Origin of the sequence: Rhodoferax sp. GW822-FHT02A01, assembly GCF_038784515.1 — a bacterium.
Classification (GTDB): Bacteria; Pseudomonadota; Gammaproteobacteria; order Burkholderiales; family Burkholderiaceae_C; genus Allorhodoferax.
Window position 1 is genome coordinate 1,565,534 of record NZ_CP152376.1, and the last position, 16,296, is coordinate 1,581,829.

Below are 16,296 nucleotides of genomic sequence, written 5' to 3' on the forward strand. Positions count from 1 at the left end.
TCAGAATGTCTGACACAGCCACACTGGAAGCCCCGCCCACGCCAGCCGCCGGATCCGGCGCGCCGCCGTTGCTGGAAATCCACGGCATCCGCAAGGGCTTCCCCGGCGTTGTCGCGCTGGACAACGTGGGTTTCAAGCTGCGCGCCGGTACCGTGCACGCGCTCATGGGCGAGAACGGCGCGGGCAAATCCACTCTCATGAAAATCATTGCTGGCATCTACATGCCGGACCGTGGTGACATCAGCCTCAAGGGACGGCGCATCACGCTCAAGTCGCCCATAGACGCGCTGAATCAGGGCATTGCCATGATTCACCAGGAATTGAATCTCATGCCTTACATGACCGTGGCCGAGAACGTCTGGATCACGCGCGAACCCCGCAATGCATTCGGCTTTGTGGACCATGGTGCGCTGTACCGCAACACCGCAGAGCTGTTCAAGACACTCAACATCGACATCGATCCGAGCGCAGAAGTGCAGACGCTGTCGGTGGCCAGTCGCCAGATGGTGGAGATTGCCAAGGCGGTGTCGTACAACTCCGATGTGCTCATCATGGATGAGCCCACCTCGGCGCTGACCGAGAAGGAAGTCTCGCACCTGTTTCGCATCATCCGCAGTCTGCGCGCCAAGGGCAAAGGCATCATCTACATCACCCACAAGATGAATGAGCTCTTCGAGATCGCCGATGAGTTCTCCGTGTTCCGCGACGGCAAATACATTGCCACCAAGCTCTCGACCGAAGTCACGCGCGACGACATCATCAAGATGATGGTAGGCCGCGAGATCACACAGATGTTCCCCAAGCAGGAAGTCCCGATTGGCAAGGTGGTGCTGTCCGTCAAAGACCTGTGCCTGGACGGCGTGTTCAGCGACATCAGCTTTGACGTACGCGCCGGTGAAATCGTCGGCATGGCCGGCCTGGTGGGCTCGGGCCGCTCCAATGTGGCGGAAGCGCTGTTTGGCGTGACGCCGGCCACCTCCGGAACCATTGCCATCAACGGCAAGCCCGTCACCATCCACAGCCCGGCCGTGGCCCTGGCCAACGGCATGGCCTTTCTGACCGAAGACCGCAAGGAGACCGGCTGCTTCCTGGGACTGACCATCCAGGAGAACATGGACAGCGCGGTACTCACCCAGCGCTATGTGGCCGCTGGCTTTGTCCAGAGCAAACAGCTCCATGCCGATTGCATGGACATGGCCAAGCGCCTGCGCGTCAAGACGCCCAGCATGGATGAGGTCATCCTCAATCTGTCCGGCGGCAACCAGCAGAAGGTGCTGGTCGGGCGCTGGCTGTTGACCAACCCCAAGATCCTGATTCTGGATGAGCCCACGCGCGGTATCGACGTGGGTGCCAAGGCAGAAATCCACCGCTTGGTTTCCGAGCTGGCGGGCCAGGGCGTGGCGATTCTGATGATCTCCTCCGAAATGCCCGAAGTGCTCGGCATGAGCGACCGCATTGTCGTGATGCACGAGGGCCATGTGTCCGGCATTCTGGACCGCAAAGATGCAGACCAGGTTTCCATCATGGACCTGGCTGCCAAATAGATTTTTCAAAGATGACCACTATGACTACCTCCACTGCACCGTCCAGCCCTTCGGTAGGCGCTGGTGCCAAATTCAAACTGCCGCCCGAGGCCAGCATCCTGATGGTGCTGATCGGCATCAGCCTGTTCTTTGAGGCGCTGGGCTGGTACATCAACGGGCAGAGCTTCATCTTCAATGCCGAGCGCCTGCAGATCATCATCCTGCAGATGTCGGTGATCGGCATCATCGCCGTCGGTGTCAACATGGTCATCATCACCAGCGGCATCGACCTGTCCTCCGGCTCCGTGGTGGCGGCTGCGGCAGTGGTCTCTGCCAGCCTGGCACAGGTGTCGGACTTCCCGCGCGCGGTGTTTCCGCAGCTGACCGATTTGCCGGTGATCTGGCCCGTCCTGGCGGGCATGACCGTGGGCCTCCTGATTGGTCTGCTCAACGGCTCGCTCATTGCCTTCACTGCCATACCGCCCTTCATCGCCACCCTGGGCACCATGGTGGCAGCGCGTGGTTTTGCCAAGTGGTTTACTGGCGGCATGCCGGTGAGCATGCTGACCGATGACTTCGCCTGGATCGGCTCTGGCGCAAACCCGGTATACATCTTCCTGACGATTGCGGTCATCTTCCACATCGTGTTGCGCTACACCCGCTTTGGCAAGTTCACCTATGCCATAGGCGCCAACCGCCAGGCCGCGCGTGTCTCGGGCATCAACGTCAACCGCCACCTGGTCTACATCTACACCATCGCGGGCTTGCTCAGCGGCATTGCCGGCAGCGTGACGGCTGCGCGTGCCATCTCCGGCCAGTCCGGCATGGGTGTGATGTATGAGCTGGACGCGATTGCGGCGGTGGTGATTGGTGGCACATCCCTGGTGGGTGGCCTGGGCCGTATCACCGGCACGGTGATCGGCGTGCTGATCCTGGGCGTGATGATGTCGGGCTTCACTTTCATCCGCATCGACGCCTACTACCAGGAGATGGTCAAGGGTGCCATCATCGTAGTGGCGGTGATTGCCGACCAGTACCGCAACAAGAAACGTGGACGCTGAGGAATCGCGCCGCGCGCCCTTTCGCGCGGGTCAGACGTTTTCTGAGGTGTAAATCTCGAACGGCAGGATGAAGGGCTGGGCCAGTACCGGTGTCTGCCCGGCTTCCGGCATCTGCAAAGCTTGCAGTAGCACGCGCACGGTGGTGTCGGTGAGCGCGACCAGCGGGGTCTGGATGACCAAGTCGATGATGCCGTCCACTAGGCCCAGCCGGTGCGCCGGCGTGAGCTCGTGGCACACCAGCACAATGTTGCGACCGGTCGCTTCTTCGCGCAGGGCGCGTACGATGCCCACTGCGCCGCCACCTGCCGAGTCGTACAGGCCCACCAGATCGGGGTTGCGCTGCAGCAGCCCCACCGTGGCCTCGTAGGCGGTCTGTTCATCCTCCAGATTGACCTGTGCGTCCAGCACACGCAGCTGCGGTGCGTGTTCGCGCAGGGCGGAGCGAAAGGCCATTTCGCTGATCTCCTGTCCTTGGTAGCGGTGGCTGCCCACGAACACGCCCACATCCCCTTCGCCGCGCGACAGGCGCCGCACCGCCCAGGCCGCCGTGCGGCCACGCTGGCGGTTGTCTATGCTTACGCAGCCCAGGCGCTGTGGTGCACTCAGGTCAGTCAGCAGGGCCATCACCGGGTGGCCTTCTGCATGCAGCTGCGCCACGGCGCTGTTCACGTGCGGGTGGTCCAGCGCCACCACGCCCAGTGCATCGCAACGGCGCCCCAGCTCCAGCAGCTTTTCGCCGATGGCCACCGGCTCCAGGTCATCCACAAATTCGATCACGGTGGTGCTGCGTCCGTCGGTCTGCCGCTGCACCGCATCGCGCAGCGCCTGGGCAAAGCTTTGGTAGAAAGGCGAGGCGCGCTTTTGCAGGCAAAAGCCCAGGCGCCGGCTGGCGCCGCGTTCGGGCAGGCGCTGACGCATTACATGCACCGCGTGGTAGCCCAGACGTTCGGCCGCCTCGATGACCCGCAGTGCTGTGCCTTCCCGCACCGGCAAGCGGCTGTTGAGCACGCGGTCCACCGTGGCAGTGCTCACACCCGCCGCTTCTGCAATGGCCTGGATGGTGATCTTGGGTTTCATGGCGGCCCCTGTCTGCAAGTCATGCAAGTTTTCAAAGTCTGATTTTGATAGCTTTTGATGTGATTTGATGGTTTGTGATTGGAAAAAATTTTCAAATCGATACCATTCGCGGAAATCCAAAAACAGGAGACCAACAGTCATGAGCCTTGCCAGCAATCCCGCCCAGATGCAGTCGCCCGCGCCGCGTCGCCGCGACGACTACCGCCTCATAGGCGGAGCCGCTGAGCGCGCAGCTGCCGCCCGACTGGTCAACGCCCAGTGGTACAAATGCCCTGTACCCCGCCCGGTGATGAAGGGCCTGATGCAGCGGGACGACGCCCATGCCCTGCGCGACACGGCGCTTTGGTATGCGCTCATCATCGGCAGTGGTGCGCTATTCGCATATGGGTGGACCGCCGGTTGGGGCGCGGTTGCATTGTTTGCCGCCTACTTTGTCTACGCCACCTTGTATTGCGGTCCGGCCGACAGCCGCTGGCACGAGTCCAGCCACGGCACCGCTTTCAAGACGCGCTGGATCAATGATGTGCTGTACCAGTGCGCATCCTTCCAGGTGCTGCGCCGTCCCACCCGGTGGCGCTGGAGCCATGCGCGCCACCACACCGATACCCTGGTGACCGGGCGCGACCCGGAAATTGCCGCGCCGGTGCCTGTCGATTGGGCCTCCACGCTGCTCAACTTGTTTGCTATCCTGAACGGCCCCAAGGAAATGGTTGCGGTACTGCGCAATGCCTGCGGCAGCATCAGTGCAGAGGAGAAAACCTTTGTGCCCGAAATGGAGTGGCCCCGCATGGTGCGTGAGGCGCGGCTATGGGTGCTGGTGTATGCCGTGGTGATGGGCAGCGCCTTGGCGTTGCAGAGCTGGTTGCCGGTGCTGCTGATAGGCCTGCTGCCCGGCATGCTGGGCGCCTGGCTCTACAACTTCTTCGGGCTGACGCAGCATGCGGGCATGCCCGAGAACGTGCTGGACCACCGCCTGAACTGCCGCACCGTGTACATGAATCCGCTGTTCCGCTTTCTGTACTGGAACATGAACTACCACGTGGAGCACCACATGTTCCCCATGGTGCCTTACCACCAGTTGCCGCGGCTACACGAAGCCATCCAGGCCGATTGCCCGCCACCCTACGCCAGCACCATCGCCGCCTACGCCGAAATCCTGCCCACCATGTGGCGCCAGGCCAAGGACCCCTATCACTGCGTGCGCCGCACCTTGCCTGCACAAGCCGCCTGAACCCTTTACGGAGACAACCACCATGAGCCAATGGATTACCGCCTGTGCCTTTGACGATATCGACGATGAAGACGTGGTGCGTTTCGACGCAGACGGCCACACCTACGCCGTGTACCGCGTGGAGGACAAGGTCTACGCCACCGACGGCTTGTGCACCCACGAACAGGTGCACCTCTGCGATGGTCTGGTGATGGACCATGTGATCGAATGCCCCAAGCACAACGGCCGCTTTGACATCCGCGATGGCCGTGCGCTGGGCGCGCCGGTGTGCATCAACCTCAAGACCTATCCGGCCAAGGTGGAGGGTGGCATGGTGCTGGTTCAGGTGGACTGATGCCTTGACCCTGATCGCGCAAGTTGTACTTGGGCGACGGAAAATTGCCCTCCACTTTAGGAGGCTGTCATGAAGTTGAACCAATGGTTGTGCGCAACCTTGTTGCTGGGCTTGGCCGGGTCCGCCAGTGCGGCGGGAGTCGTCTCCAGTTCCCCACCTCCCATGGCCGAGCAGCTGGCGGCTGCGCGCAAGATGATGGATGGAAAGGATTGGCGCAATGCCGGCTACCAGCTGGAGCAGGCGCTGAGGATGGAGCCCAGGAATCCGGACGTGCTCAATCTGCTGGGCTATTTCAATCGCAAGAAACCTGCGCCGGAGCTGGACAAGGCCTTTGACTTTTACAAGAAGGCGCTGGCAATTGACCCCAACCACAAAGGCGCGCATGAATATATCGGCGAGGCCTATCTGATGGCCAGGCAACCCGAGGAGGCTCAAAAGCACCTTGCCATGCTGGAGTCCATTTGCGGCAATCGGTCGTGTGAGGAGTACGAGGACTTGGCCGAAGCCATCAAGAAGTACCAGCCCGTCCAGTAGCGCCATTTTGTTGGCGCGCCTCGGTGCGCGCGATCTCAGGGGACGGTAAAAACCCTGATTGATTTAATTATTGATGTACATAAACTGCACATCAATCAATTATCAATCAGTCATGGCAACCACCGTCACCATTGCAGAAATAGCCAAGAGCGCAGGCGTAGGCACCGCCACCGTGGATCGGGTGTTGAACGGGCGCTCCGGGGTGAATGCAGAGACCGAGCGCAAGGTACTGGACGCCATCAATGCGCTGGGCGCGCCCACCGTGACCCGGGGCCGGCCGCGCAGCAAGGGCAACTTCAAGTTTGCCTATGTCCTGCCCGAAGCCAGCACCCCGTTTCTGGACGACCTGGAGCGCCATATCGCGCAGACCGCAGGTGACTTTCGGCACCAGCACATCACCGAGCTGACCTATCGCTTTCCTGCCGAAGACCCGGCGCGCTTTGCCCAGGAGCTCTCACGCGTGACCGACTGCGACGCCATCGTGCTGGTCGGGCCGGATGTACCCGCCGTCAAGCTGGCCATCAACGACCACGTACGTGCAGGCGTGCACGTGGCGACGCTGTTTACCGATGTGGCCGGCTCCATGCGCCAGGCCTTTGTGGGTGCCGACAACCGTGCGGCCGGACGTACTGCGGGTTTGCTGCTGGCGCGCATGGCAAGCCAACCCCAACGCAACCGCCTGCTGCTGCTGTCGCAGACCACGCGCATGTCCGCCGAAATTGAACGCCGCATCGGTTTTGTCCAGGTCATCGAGGAACGCTTTCCCGCGCTGGTGGTGGAACGTCTGCCGGATATTCCCGCCGATGACGACGAGGCCTGCAAAGCGCTGAGCGACTACTTCAACAGTGGTGTGGATCTGTCCCACATCAGCGGCGTGTATTGCGTCGGCGTGGCCACCGCAGGTATCGCGCGCGCTCTGGCCCAGGCCGGTCTCACGCAGGACGTGGCCCTGGTTGCGCACGACCTGACTGCGGCGCACCAGTCCATGCTGATCCAGGGCAGCCTGGCCTATGTGCTGCACCAGGATGTTCATTACTGCGTTCTCACGGCAGCGCGCGTGCTGCGTGGCCTGTGTGAAAACGTGCGCGGTGTGCAAAGCGTGGTGCAACCGCGCGTGGAGATCTTGACTGCCGAAAACCTGCATTGAAACGGCGGTGGGATGTTTGTTGAGTGAGAGTCCCTTCAATACATATTTACGAGGAGAACGGTTCATGAAAGCAATGTTGAAAAAGCTGCCGACGCTGGCGTCCATGGCAGTGGCCACCGCACTGAGTCTGGGCGCCGGCGTGGCACAGGCGCAAGACAAGACCATCACCCTGTGCTGGGCCGCATGGGATCCGGCCAATGCGCTGGTCGAGCTGTCCAAAGACTTCACGGCGCAAAGCAAGATCAAGATGAAGTTCGAGTTTGTTCCATGGCCCAACTTCGCCGACCGCATGCTCAATGAGCTCAACTCCAAGGGCAAGCTGTGCGATGTGATCATTGGCGACAGCCAGTGGATCGGTGGCGCGGCCGAGAGCGGCCACTACGTCAAGCTCAATGAGTTCTTCGACAAGGAAGGCATCAAGATGAGCGACTTCGCACCCGCCACCGTGGTGGGTTATGCCGAGTGGCCCAAGAACACACCCAACTACTGGGCCCTGCCCGCCATGGCCGATGCGTTGGGCTGGACCTACCGCAAGGACTGGTTCAGCAAGCCCGAGATCAAGGCTGAGTTCAAGAAGAAATTCAACCGCGATCTGGAACCACCCAAGACCTGGAAAGACTTCAAGGAAGTGTCCGAGTTCTTCCAGGGCCGCATGATTGACGGCAAGAAGGTCTACGGCGCCTACATCTTCACCGAGCGCGGTTCCGAAGGCATCACCATGGGTGTGAGCAATGTGCTCTATCCCTTCGGCTTCAAATACGAAGACCCCAAGAAGCCCTATGCGCTGGACGGCTTCGTCAACTCCGCCGATGCCATCCGCGGGCTGGAGTTCTACAAGTCCATTTACAAGGGCAGCACGCCTCCGGGGCTGACCAACTCCTATATGGGCGAGGGGCTGGACGCCTTCAAGTCCGGCCAGGTTGCGATGATGATGAACTGGTTCGCCTTCTTCCCGGGCCTGGACAAGGACCCCAATGTGGGCGGCGCCAAGATCGGCTACTTTGTGAATCCGTCGGACAAGGCCAAGGGCGTGCAGCTGGGTGGTCAGGGCATCTCGGTGGTGTCGTACTCGCCCAACCGCAATGAGGCGCTGGCCTACATCAAGTGGTTTGCCAACCCCGAAGTGCAGAAGAAGTGGCAAGCCATTGGCGGCTCCTCCGCGCACAACGCCGTGCTCAAGGACCCGGGTTACCTGAAGAGCGCACCGTACGCGGCAGCGTTCCAGGAATCCATGAACCAGGTGGTGGATTTCTGGGCCGAGCCTTCCTATGCGCAGCTGCTGTTGGCCGAACAAAAACGGGTGCATGACTTTGTGGTGGCCGACAAGGGCACTGCCAAGGAAGCGCTGGACGCCCTGGTGCAAGACTGGAAGAAGGTCTTCAAGGACGACGGCAAGATCAAGTAAGACCACGCCGTCTTCCTGACTCCCGTATGTGTTCCTGCTCCACGCGTGTTGCGTGGGGCAGGTGCACGGATCACCAACGCCCTGGGCCACCACCATGTCCGAATCAACACCTCTGCTTGACCGCATTGCACGCTCCACACCGGCGCCGCTTGCCAGCCGCATGCGGGGGCTGTCCGACCGCTCCATTGCCTGGATATTCATCGGCCCCACCATGCTGCTGCTGCTGGCCATCAATATCTTTCCGCTGATCTGGACCATCAAGCTGTCGTTCACCAACTACCGCGCCAACCGCCCGAATGCCGAAGTCAGCAACCTCGGCATAGACAACTATGTGTCCATCCTCACCGACCCGGACGTCTGGGCCGCCATGCAGACCACGGCGCACTTTGTGTTCTGGACCATTCTGTTGCAAACGTTGATCGGCTTTTGCCTGGCCTATCTGATAGACCGCAAGTTCCGCGGCCATGGGTTCTGGACCACGCTGATCCTGATTCCCATGATGCTGTCGCCCGCCGTGGTGGGCAACTTCTGGGCTTTTCTGTACCAGCCGCAGACCGGTCTGTTCAATGCCATTGCATCGCTGCTGACGGGTGTGTCGCCATCGTCCTTTTCCATGCTGGGTGAAGTGCCGTTGGCACCCTGGGCCATCGTCATCGTGGACACTTGGATGTGGACGCCCTATGTGATGCTGATCTGCCTGGCCGGCCTGCGCTCCATTCCCGACTACATCTACGAAGCCGCCGAGGTGGACCGCGCCTCCAAGTGGCGCCAGTTCTGGTCCATCACCCTGCCCATGGTGCTGCCCTTCATCATGCTGGCGGTGCTGTTCCGCGGCATCGAGAACTTCAAGATGTTCGACATGGTGAACCTGCTGACCTCGGGTGGTCCGGGCTCCACCACCGAGGTGGCCTCCATCACGCTCAAGCGTGAAGCCTTCGAGAAATGGCGCACTGGCTACTCGTCTGCCTTCGCCATCATTTTGTTTGTGGCCGTATTCGGGCTGGCCAACATCTATGTCAAAGCCCTCAACCACATCAAGAACCGGTAACGCACCATGCGCACAGGTATCAGCACCGCCCACTCCGTTGTAGAGCCCTCGGCGCAGACGCGCTGGGTGGCCGGCACGCTTGTCGTGTTCTACGCCCTGGTCACCATCATCCCGCTGGTGTGGATCATCATGACCGGCTTCAAGACGCCGGCCGACGCCATCAGCTATCCGCCCAAGGTGGTCTTCAGCCCCTCGGTGGAAGGCTATTGCAACCTGTTCACCACCCGCTCGCGCCAGACACGCGAATACATTGCCAGCCTGCCACCGGCCAAGGGCGATTGCGAGCGCATTGCACGTGACCAGGAGATGGTGGTGGCGGGCCCCTCCAACTTCGCACCGCGCTTCACCAACTCGCTGATCATCGCCTTTGGTTCCACCGTACTCTCGGTCGGCTTCGGCGTGATGGCGGCGTATGCGTTCTCGCGCTTCAAGGTGCCACTCAAGGATGACCTGCTGTTCTTCATCCTGTCCACCCGCATGATGCCGCCCATTGCCGTGGCCATCCCCATCTACCTGATGTACCGCGAGCTGGGTCTCTCCGACACGAGGCTGGGCATGATCCTGCTCTACAGCGCGGTCAACGTGTCGCTGTCGGTGTGGCTGCTCAAAGGCTTCATCGACGAGATCCCGCGCGAATACGAAGAGGCCGCCATGGTGGACGGCTACACGCGGCTGCAGGCCTTTCGCAAGGTGGTGCTGCCGCAGGCGGTGACCGGCATCGTGGCCACTGCCATCTTCTGCCTGATCTTTGCCTGGAACGAATACGCCTTTGCAGTGCTGCTGACTTCCGGCGAGGCACAGACGGCGCCGCCCTTCATCCCCATCATCATCGGCGAGGGTGGCATGGACTGGCCGGCCGTGGCGGCGGGCACCACGCTGTTCCTGGTGCCCATCCTGGTCTTCACCGTGCTGCTGCGCAAACACTTGCTGCGTGGGATCACCTTCGGCGCGGTGCGCAAATAAGGCGGAGCTCTCCATGTCACACCCTGTGCCCTCTTCCCAACCGCCAGCACCCGCGCGTGCCTGGCCGCGCTGGCTGCGCCGCAACACCCTGGAGCTGGTGGCCTGCGCCGTCATCGGCCTGGGGTTGCTCATGCTGCTGCAGCCGTTTGCGCTGGTGCTCTACACCTGGTCTTTCATCACCATGCTGGCGGGCACCGTCATGTTCATGGTGGTGTCCAAGTTTCCCGAGTAAGCACCATGGCAGAAATACGCATACACAACCTGCACAAGGCCTTCGCCGATTTCACCGCGGTGAAGGACTCCTCCTTTGTCGTCAACGATGGCGAGTTCTTCTGCCTGCTGGGGCCCTCGGGCTGCGGCAAGACCACCACACTGCGCATGATTGCCGGGCTGGAGCTGCCGACCTCCGGCTCCATCTTTCTGGGTAACGAGGACGTTACCTTCAAGCGCGCATCGGCCCGCGACATCGCCTTTGTGTTCCAGATGTTTGCGCTCTACCCGCACATGACGGTGCGCCAGAACATCGCCTTTCCGCTGGTCTCGCAAGGCGTGCCGCGTGCCGAGATCGAGCAGCGCGTGGCCCAGGCCGCCAGCACCTTGCACATCACCCACTTGCTCAAGCGCTCGGTCTCGGGTCTGACCAGTGGCGACCGCCAGCGCGTGGCGCTGGGCCGTGCCATCGTGCGCCAACCCCTGGCCTTCATGATGGATGAACCCTTGGGCGCGTTGGATGCCGAGTTCCGCGAGCTGATGTGCCAGGAGCTGCGTGCCCTGCATGACCGGCTGGGCGCCACCACCGTCTACGTCACCCACGACCAGCGCGAGGCCATGTCCATGGCCGACAAGATCGCCATCATGAACCAGGGCGTGATCGAGCAGCTGGGTGCGCCGCAGGAAATCTATGAACGTCCGGCCAGCGTGTTCGTGGCCGACTTCATGGGCTCACCGGCCATGAACTTCTTGCCCGTCAACGCCGCCCTGGCGCGCGGTGCCACCACCCTGCCCTTGGGAGACATTGCCTTGAACATACCCGCCGTTGCCGACGATGTCAGCCAGCGCCCGCTGCTCTACGGTGTGCGGCCCGAGCACATCCGCCTGTCTGCCGACGCACCATTGCGTGCCGAAGTGGTGGGTGTGGAGTACCTGGGCAATTGCCAGATCGTCACGTTGAATACGGCGGCAGGTGGCACGTTGCGCGCCAAGGTGGGTGTGCAGACCCGTGCCGTGCGGGGGGACCAGGTGGGCCTGGAGCTCGATGGCAGCGAGATGACGCTGTTTGACCAGGCTAGCGGACGCGCCATCCGCACCGCACGTGATGACATTGCGCTGAGCACGGTTGGAACCCGAAAGGTGGCCCATGGCTGATCTCAGACTACAGGGCGTGAGCAAGCACTTCGGTGCCCATGCCGCGGTCAGCGATTTGAACCTCGACGTTGCCAGCGGCGAGTTCGTGGTGTTGCTCGGGCCCAGCGGTGCCGGCAAGACCACCACGTTGCGGCTGGTGGCTGGCCTGGAGCGACCGGACAGTGGTTCGGTGTGGATTGACGGGCGCGACGTGACGCACACCGCACCGGCCCTGCGCGATGTGACCTTTGTGTTCCAGCAGTACTCGCTGTATCCGCACCTCACCGTGTACGACAACCTAGCGTTCCCGTTGCGCTCACCCCTGCGCAAGACCAATGAGGCTGACGTCAAGGCCAAGGTACTGGAAGTGGCGCGCATGCTGCGCATGGAAGACAAGCTGCAGAACCCGGCCACCAAGCTCTCGGGCGGGCAGATGCAGCGCGTGGCCATAGGCCGCGCCCTGGTGCGCAGCCCCTCGGTGTATCTGATGGACGAGCCCCTGTCGTCGCTGGATGCCAAGCTGCGCAACGACCTGCGCCTGGAGCTCAAGCGCATCCAGCAGGACACTGGCGCCACCTTGCTCTATGTGACGCATGACCAAGTGGAGGCGCTAACGCTGGCCAACCGCATCGGTGTGCTGGACCATGGCCGCCTGGTACAGCTGGGCACGCCGCAGCAGGTCTACCAGGACCCGGACACGGTGGCCGTTGCCAGCCGTCTGGGCTCGCCGCGCATCAACCTGATCGCACGCTCCGGCCTGCCGCAGCTTGTGATGCCCGCCAGCGTGCAGACCGTGGGTGTTCGCGCGGAACACATGCACATCCATCCGGTCGGCTCCGCCGTGTCCGCGGGCGTGCCGGCACAGGTGATACGGCTGGAGCGCTTAAGTGACCAGCATCTGGTGCATCTGCGCCTGCTGGACAGCGCGCAGGAGTTGATCGCCTCCATCGGCCCCGGCCAGATTGCAGAGACCGGACAGGATGTGCTGATTGAGATGACCCAATGCCTTTGGTTTGATGCAGCAGACCAACGGGTTCGACCATGACTCTTAGGAACAGGTAAACCACCATGCCATTGAAGCCACTGATTCACAACGCGACCCAAACGCTGGTCGACCATCTGGACGAGTTGACCGCGCTGGACCAGGCCATCGGTGATGGCGACCACGGCCTCAACATGAAGCGCGGCGCGCAGGCCATCCAGGCCAAGTTGCCGGAGCTTTCCGGCCTGCCGCTCAACGAGGCCCTCAAGGCCATGGGCAAGATTTGCGTGGCCATGATTGGCGGCTCATCCGGGCCGGTGTTCGGCACCCTGCTCATCACGCTGGGCAAGGAGCTGCCGTCGCAAGCCACCGCTGCAGACCTGGCCGTGGCGCTGCGCCAGGGCATAGAAGCGCTCACCCGCCTGGGCAAGGCCGAGGTCGGTCAGAAGACCCTGCTGGACGTGCTGGACCCGGTGCAAAAAGTGCTGGCCCAGGGCGGCCCCGATCTGCTGGCGCGCGTGCGCCAATGTGCCTTCGACAGCGCACTGGCCACCGCCGACATGGATGCCACGCGGGGCCGATCCTCCTTTCTGGGCGACCGCGCCAAGGGCCATGTGGACCCGGGCTCGCGCTCCATGGCCTTGATCATCGGCGCGCTTTGTGACACGCTGGCGCAGGCCTGATTCCCCCCATTTCAACTACCTCTTTGGACCGGCTATGAAAAACTTGATGAACAACGTGGAAACCGTGTTGCAGGAATCGCTGGACGGCTTTGCCGCGGCGCACAGCAACATCGTGACCCTGGGTGCGGAGCGCGAGTTCGTGCGGCGCAAGACCTGCAAGCCCGGCAAGGTGGCGCTGATCTCCGGAGGCGGTGCGGGGCATGAACCCTTGCACGCAGGCTTTGTGGGCCACGGCATGCTGGACGCGGCCTGCCCGGGCCAGATCTTCACCTCGCCCACGCCCAACCAGATGCTCAACGCGGCACAGGCGGTGGACGGTGGCGTCGGTGTGCTGTTCATCGTCAAGAACTACTCCGGCGACATGATGAATTTCCAGATGGCATCCGACATGCTGGACCAGGAGAACGCAATCGTCATCGTCAACGACGACGTGGCCGTGGAAGACTCCACCTACACCACGGGTAGGCGCGGTGTGGCCGGCACACTCATCATCGAAAAAATCCTGGGTGCCGCAGCGGAGCGTGGTGACAGCCTGGAGCAACTGCAGGCCCTGGGCAATGCCGTCAACAAGGCCACCGCCTCCATGGGCGTCGCATTGACATCCTGCACCGTGCCCGCCGCAGGCAAGCCCACCTTCCAGATCGGCATGCACGAGATGGAAGTGGGCGTGGGCATCCACGGTGAGCCCGGTCGGCGCCGTGTGCCGCTGGCCAGTGCCGATGACATTGCGGAAGAGCTCACCAGCGCGGTGCTCAAGGACCTGGCCCTCACGGCAGGCCAGGAAGTCATCCTCCTGGTCAATGGCTTTGGCGGCACGCCCATGCTGGAGTTGTACCTCATGGTCAACGCCGCACGTGGTGTGCTGGAGCGCCATGGTGTGAAGGTGGTGCGTTATCTCACCGGTTCCTATGTGACCTCGCTGGAAATGGCGGGCTGTTCCATCACCGTGACAGCGGCCAATTCGGAGTTTCTGGAACTTTGGGATGCACCGGTGCACACGGCGGCGCTGCGCTGGGGGATGTAGAGGCGTTGACCTGTGCGGACTCTCAGCTCAGGCCGCTCACGGGCAGTGCTGCACCGTGCACGGCGCGGGCCGCGTCCGATGCCAGAAAGGCGATAACCTGCGCCAGGTCTTGCGGGGAAACCCAGCGCGCTGGATCGGCATTCGGCATGGAGGCCCGGTTCTCCGGGGTGTCGATGATAGAAGGCAGCACGCAGTTGACGCGGATGTTTTGCTCCCGCAATTCAGCGGCCATCGATTCGGTCAGGCGGATGACCGCACTTTTGGTGGCGCAGTAGGCTCCCATCTGCGCGGCCCCGCTCAGTGCCGACCGGGCCCCGACATTGACGATGCAGCCACTGCCTGCAGTTTGCATTTTGGGCACGACTGCACGAACCATGTTCAAGAGGGTACGGACATTGATGTCCATGAGGAAGTCCCAGTCGCCAGTGGAAGTGGTGTGCACGGCATTGCCCATGCGGAATCCGCCTGCCAGGTTGCACAGCACGTCAATGCGCCCGAATTGCTTTTCGACGGCCAGAACCGCCGCATCCACCTGTGCGGAATCCAGCAGATTGACAGCTTCCAGCACGCGCCTATCGGTTGCCTGCCCGTAGCGTTGCGTCAATGCATCGCGCTTCAAGTCCAGCAACACCAGGTTGGCACCGGAAGCGAAAAACAAGTCGGCCACGGCGCCGCCAAGATTGCCCGCTGCGCCGGTGATCACTACCGTTTTGTTTGAAAAGTCCATGTCACTTCGCTCCTCGTCGTGCATCATGGTAACGGCCGGTACCGTGCGTTAGCACCACGTCTTGTGGCAACACCTGCTCCGGGGCGAATTCCTGCTGGTTTTTCACCTGCTCGTACAAGGGGCCAAAGTCAATGGTGGCCAATTCCAGCAGCTCGTCGAAGCTGTTGATCACGAAATAGGTTTCCTGGAAATCGTCAATGCGATAGTGGGTGCGCATGACGCGTGGCAGATCAAAGCGCAATCGGTTGGGCGACGTATCTTCGAGCGCAAAGATGCTTTCCGATGGAGATGAGGCGATGCCTGCCCCATAGATGCGCAAACCGTCCTTTTGCTGCACCAGACCAAACTCGACGGTGTACCAATACACCCGTGCCAGCTTGTCGAGTGCGCCCAGTTTCCGGGCGCGCAGTCCACCGACGCCATAGGCCTGGATGTAGTCGGCAATGGCAGGATTCATCAGCATGGGAACATGACCGAACACGTCGTGAAATACATCGGGCTCTTCCAGGTAGTCCAGCTCATGCGGCTTGCGGATGAAGTGACCGGCCGGGAACCGCCGGTTGGCCAGGTGTTCAAAAAATACCTCGTCGGGGACCAAGCCAGGCACCGCCACCACTTGCCACCCGGTGCGCCGCATCAGTACATCGTTCAAGCGCCTGAACTCGGGAATGGCGTCTGCCCCGATCGGCAAATCACGCATGCCTTGCACGAACTCGTCGCAGGCGCGTCCCGGCAGAAGCCGGGTCTGGCGCTCGTACAAGGTTTTCCAGGTTGCGTGTTCCTCGGGGGTGTAGCGTTCCCAGCCCTGGTCGATGGTCCAGTCGGCTCGCTCGGGCGCAATGTCATTTCCTGCGGCCAGGCCGTGCTTTTGGGAAGAAGAGCTTGTAGATGGGTTCATGGTGGTGATTACCTCGAAAGACCTGCAAAGGCCGTGTCAATGCTGTGTGCCAGATCCAGGTCGCGCTGCGACAGCCCCTGCACGTCATGGGTGGTGAGGGTGATTTCCACCCGGTTGTAGACATTGCGCCATTCGGGATGGTGGTTGCGTTTTTCAGCCAAGATGGCGATCTGGACCATGAAGCCAAATGCCTGGGCAAAGTCAGCAAAGACCAGTTCGCGCATCATCTGGCCGCCGCGCTCCGGGCTGAAATGCCAATGGGGCCAACTCTGCTGCAGGCTGCCAAAGGTGTCCGGGTTGATAGGTTCCATGCGT

The 16,296-nt window shown here is 61.9% G+C and carries 18 protein-coding genes; 14 read left to right on the forward strand and 4 right to left on the reverse strand.

Translation table 11 applies throughout. The annotated features are described in order from the left end of the window. Positions 1-5 precede the first annotated feature (5 nt). The gene (locus AAGF34_RS07410; protein WP_342619972.1) at positions 6-1,544 is read left to right on the forward strand and encodes a sugar ABC transporter ATP-binding protein; all 1,539 of its coding nucleotides are present in this window, start codon (positions 6-8) and stop codon (positions 1,542-1,544) included. Between the two features lie 20 nt (positions 1,545-1,564). Then, the gene (locus AAGF34_RS07415) at positions 1,565-2,584 is read left to right on the forward strand and encodes an ABC transporter permease (RefSeq protein WP_342619973.1); all 1,020 of its coding nucleotides are present in this window, start codon (positions 1,565-1,567) and stop codon (positions 2,582-2,584) included. Positions 2,585-2,614: 30 nt separating this feature from the next. Here the strand turns inward: AAGF34_RS07415 and AAGF34_RS07420 are convergent, their stop codons facing one another. Further along, positions 2,615-3,661, reverse strand: coding sequence for a LacI family DNA-binding transcriptional regulator (locus tag AAGF34_RS07420; RefSeq protein WP_342619974.1), 1,047 nt, complete (start codon positions 3,659-3,661; stop codon positions 2,615-2,617). 139 nt (positions 3,662-3,800) lie between these two features. Between AAGF34_RS07420 and AAGF34_RS07425 the strand changes: the two genes are divergently transcribed. From AAGF34_RS07425 to dhaK, 12 genes are all read left to right on the forward strand, one after another. Then, positions 3,801-4,892, forward strand: a complete 1,092-nt coding sequence (locus AAGF34_RS07425) for a fatty acid desaturase family protein (protein WP_342619975.1) — start codon at positions 3,801-3,803, stop codon at positions 4,890-4,892. A gap of 22 nt (positions 4,893-4,914) precedes the next feature. After that, a complete protein-coding gene (locus AAGF34_RS07430) occupies positions 4,915-5,226 on the forward strand; it encodes a MocE family 2Fe-2S type ferredoxin (protein WP_342619976.1) in 312 nt (103 codons plus the stop codon). A gap of 69 nt (positions 5,227-5,295) precedes the next feature. Continuing rightward, positions 5,296-5,760 carry a tetratricopeptide repeat protein gene (locus AAGF34_RS07435; RefSeq protein WP_342619977.1) on the forward strand — a complete coding sequence of 155 codons (465 nt, stop codon included), beginning with the start codon at positions 5,296-5,298 and terminating at the stop codon, positions 5,758-5,760. A gap of 112 nt (positions 5,761-5,872) precedes the next feature. After that, entirely contained in the window at positions 5,873-6,907 is a 1,035-nt protein-coding gene (locus AAGF34_RS07440) for a LacI family DNA-binding transcriptional regulator (protein ID WP_342619978.1), read from the forward strand. Between the two features lie 73 nt (positions 6,908-6,980). Beyond that, on the forward strand, positions 6,981-8,312 hold the full coding sequence (locus AAGF34_RS07445; RefSeq protein ID WP_342621059.1) for an extracellular solute-binding protein: 1,332 nt from the start codon (positions 6,981-6,983) through the stop codon (positions 8,310-8,312). Between the two features lie 94 nt (positions 8,313-8,406). Next, positions 8,407-9,360 (forward strand): sugar ABC transporter permease, encoded by a 954-nt coding sequence (locus AAGF34_RS07450; protein WP_342619979.1) that lies wholly within the window; start codon positions 8,407-8,409, stop codon positions 9,358-9,360. 6 nt (positions 9,361-9,366) lie between these two features. Continuing rightward, positions 9,367-10,323, forward strand: a complete 957-nt coding sequence (locus AAGF34_RS07455) for a carbohydrate ABC transporter permease (RefSeq protein ID WP_342619980.1) — start codon at positions 9,367-9,369, stop codon at positions 10,321-10,323. A gap of 13 nt (positions 10,324-10,336) precedes the next feature. Beyond that, positions 10,337-10,555, forward strand: coding sequence for a hypothetical protein (locus tag AAGF34_RS07460; protein WP_342619981.1), 219 nt, complete (start codon positions 10,337-10,339; stop codon positions 10,553-10,555). A 5-nt stretch (positions 10,556-10,560) separates the two neighbouring features. Further along, positions 10,561-11,688: an ABC transporter ATP-binding protein gene (locus AAGF34_RS07465; RefSeq protein ID WP_342619982.1), complete on the forward strand. Its 1,128-nt coding sequence runs from the start codon at positions 10,561-10,563 to the stop codon at positions 11,686-11,688. Further along, positions 11,681-12,712 carry an ABC transporter ATP-binding protein gene (locus tag AAGF34_RS07470; RefSeq protein WP_342619983.1) on the forward strand — a complete coding sequence of 344 codons (1,032 nt, stop codon included), beginning with the start codon at positions 11,681-11,683 and terminating at the stop codon, positions 12,710-12,712. The genes AAGF34_RS07465 and AAGF34_RS07470 overlap by 8 nt, the downstream gene beginning before the upstream one ends. Before the next feature lie 23 nt (positions 12,713-12,735). Further along, positions 12,736-13,332 carry a dihydroxyacetone kinase subunit DhaL gene (gene dhaL, locus AAGF34_RS07475; RefSeq protein WP_342619984.1) on the forward strand — a complete coding sequence of 199 codons (597 nt, stop codon included), beginning with the start codon at positions 12,736-12,738 and terminating at the stop codon, positions 13,330-13,332. A gap of 34 nt (positions 13,333-13,366) precedes the next feature. Beyond that, the gene (gene dhaK / locus AAGF34_RS07480; RefSeq protein ID WP_342619985.1) at positions 13,367-14,356 is read left to right on the forward strand and encodes a dihydroxyacetone kinase subunit DhaK; all 990 of its coding nucleotides are present in this window, start codon (positions 13,367-13,369) and stop codon (positions 14,354-14,356) included. 22 nt (positions 14,357-14,378) lie between these two features. Here dhaK and AAGF34_RS07485 read toward each other — a convergent pair whose 3' ends face one another. The 3 genes from AAGF34_RS07485 to AAGF34_RS07495 are packed head-to-tail and all read right to left on the reverse strand — an operon-like array spanning position 14,379 to position 16,292. After that, a complete protein-coding gene (locus tag AAGF34_RS07485; protein ID WP_342619986.1) occupies positions 14,379-15,083 on the reverse strand; it encodes an SDR family NAD(P)-dependent oxidoreductase in 705 nt (234 codons plus the stop codon). 1 nt (position 15,084) lies between these two features. Further along, positions 15,085-15,981, reverse strand: a complete 897-nt coding sequence (phhA, locus tag AAGF34_RS07490) for a phenylalanine 4-monooxygenase (protein WP_342619987.1) — start codon at positions 15,979-15,981, stop codon at positions 15,085-15,087. An 8-nt stretch (positions 15,982-15,989) separates the two neighbouring features. Then, positions 15,990-16,292, reverse strand: coding sequence for a 4a-hydroxytetrahydrobiopterin dehydratase (locus AAGF34_RS07495; RefSeq protein WP_342619988.1), 303 nt, complete (start codon positions 16,290-16,292; stop codon positions 15,990-15,992). Positions 16,293-16,296 lie beyond the last annotated feature (4 nt).

Coding starts and splice junctions, on each gene's coding strand:
- AAGF34_RS07415 (WP_342619973.1), top strand. CDS start 1,565: ATGACTACCTCCACTGCACCGTCCAGCCCTTCGGTAGGCGCTGGTGCC.
- AAGF34_RS07425 (WP_342619975.1), top strand. CDS start 3,801: ATGAGCCTTGCCAGCAATCCCGCCCAGATGCAGTCGCCCGCGCCGCGT.
- AAGF34_RS07460 (WP_342619981.1), top strand. CDS start 10,337: ATGTCACACCCTGTGCCCTCTTCCCAACCGCCAGCACCCGCGCGTGCC.
- AAGF34_RS07455 (WP_342619980.1), top strand. CDS start 9,367: ATGCGCACAGGTATCAGCACCGCCCACTCCGTTGTAGAGCCCTCGGCG.
- AAGF34_RS07495 (WP_342619988.1), bottom strand. CDS start 16,292: ATGGAACCTATCAACCCGGACACCTTTGGCAGCCTGCAGCAGAGTTGG.
- AAGF34_RS07445 (WP_342621059.1), top strand. CDS start 6,981: ATGTTGAAAAAGCTGCCGACGCTGGCGTCCATGGCAGTGGCCACCGCA.
- dhaK (WP_342619985.1), top strand. CDS start 13,367: ATGAAAAACTTGATGAACAACGTGGAAACCGTGTTGCAGGAATCGCTG.
- AAGF34_RS07465 (WP_342619982.1), top strand. CDS start 10,561: ATGGCAGAAATACGCATACACAACCTGCACAAGGCCTTCGCCGATTTC.
- AAGF34_RS07420 (WP_342619974.1), bottom strand. CDS start 3,661: ATGAAACCCAAGATCACCATCCAGGCCATTGCAGAAGCGGCGGGTGTG.
- AAGF34_RS07450 (WP_342619979.1), top strand. CDS start 8,407: ATGTCCGAATCAACACCTCTGCTTGACCGCATTGCACGCTCCACACCG.
- AAGF34_RS07430 (WP_342619976.1), top strand. CDS start 4,915: ATGAGCCAATGGATTACCGCCTGTGCCTTTGACGATATCGACGATGAA.
- AAGF34_RS07470 (WP_342619983.1), top strand. CDS start 11,681: ATGGCTGATCTCAGACTACAGGGCGTGAGCAAGCACTTCGGTGCCCAT.
- AAGF34_RS07435 (WP_342619977.1), top strand. CDS start 5,296: ATGAAGTTGAACCAATGGTTGTGCGCAACCTTGTTGCTGGGCTTGGCC.
- AAGF34_RS07440 (WP_342619978.1), top strand. CDS start 5,873: ATGGCAACCACCGTCACCATTGCAGAAATAGCCAAGAGCGCAGGCGTA.
- dhaL (WP_342619984.1), top strand. CDS start 12,736: ATGCCATTGAAGCCACTGATTCACAACGCGACCCAAACGCTGGTCGAC.
- AAGF34_RS07485 (WP_342619986.1), bottom strand. CDS start 15,083: ATGGACTTTTCAAACAAAACGGTAGTGATCACCGGCGCAGCGGGCAAT.
- AAGF34_RS07410 (WP_342619972.1), top strand. CDS start 6: ATGTCTGACACAGCCACACTGGAAGCCCCGCCCACGCCAGCCGCCGGA.
- phhA (WP_342619987.1), bottom strand. CDS start 15,981: ATGAACCCATCTACAAGCTCTTCTTCCCAAAAGCACGGCCTGGCCGCA.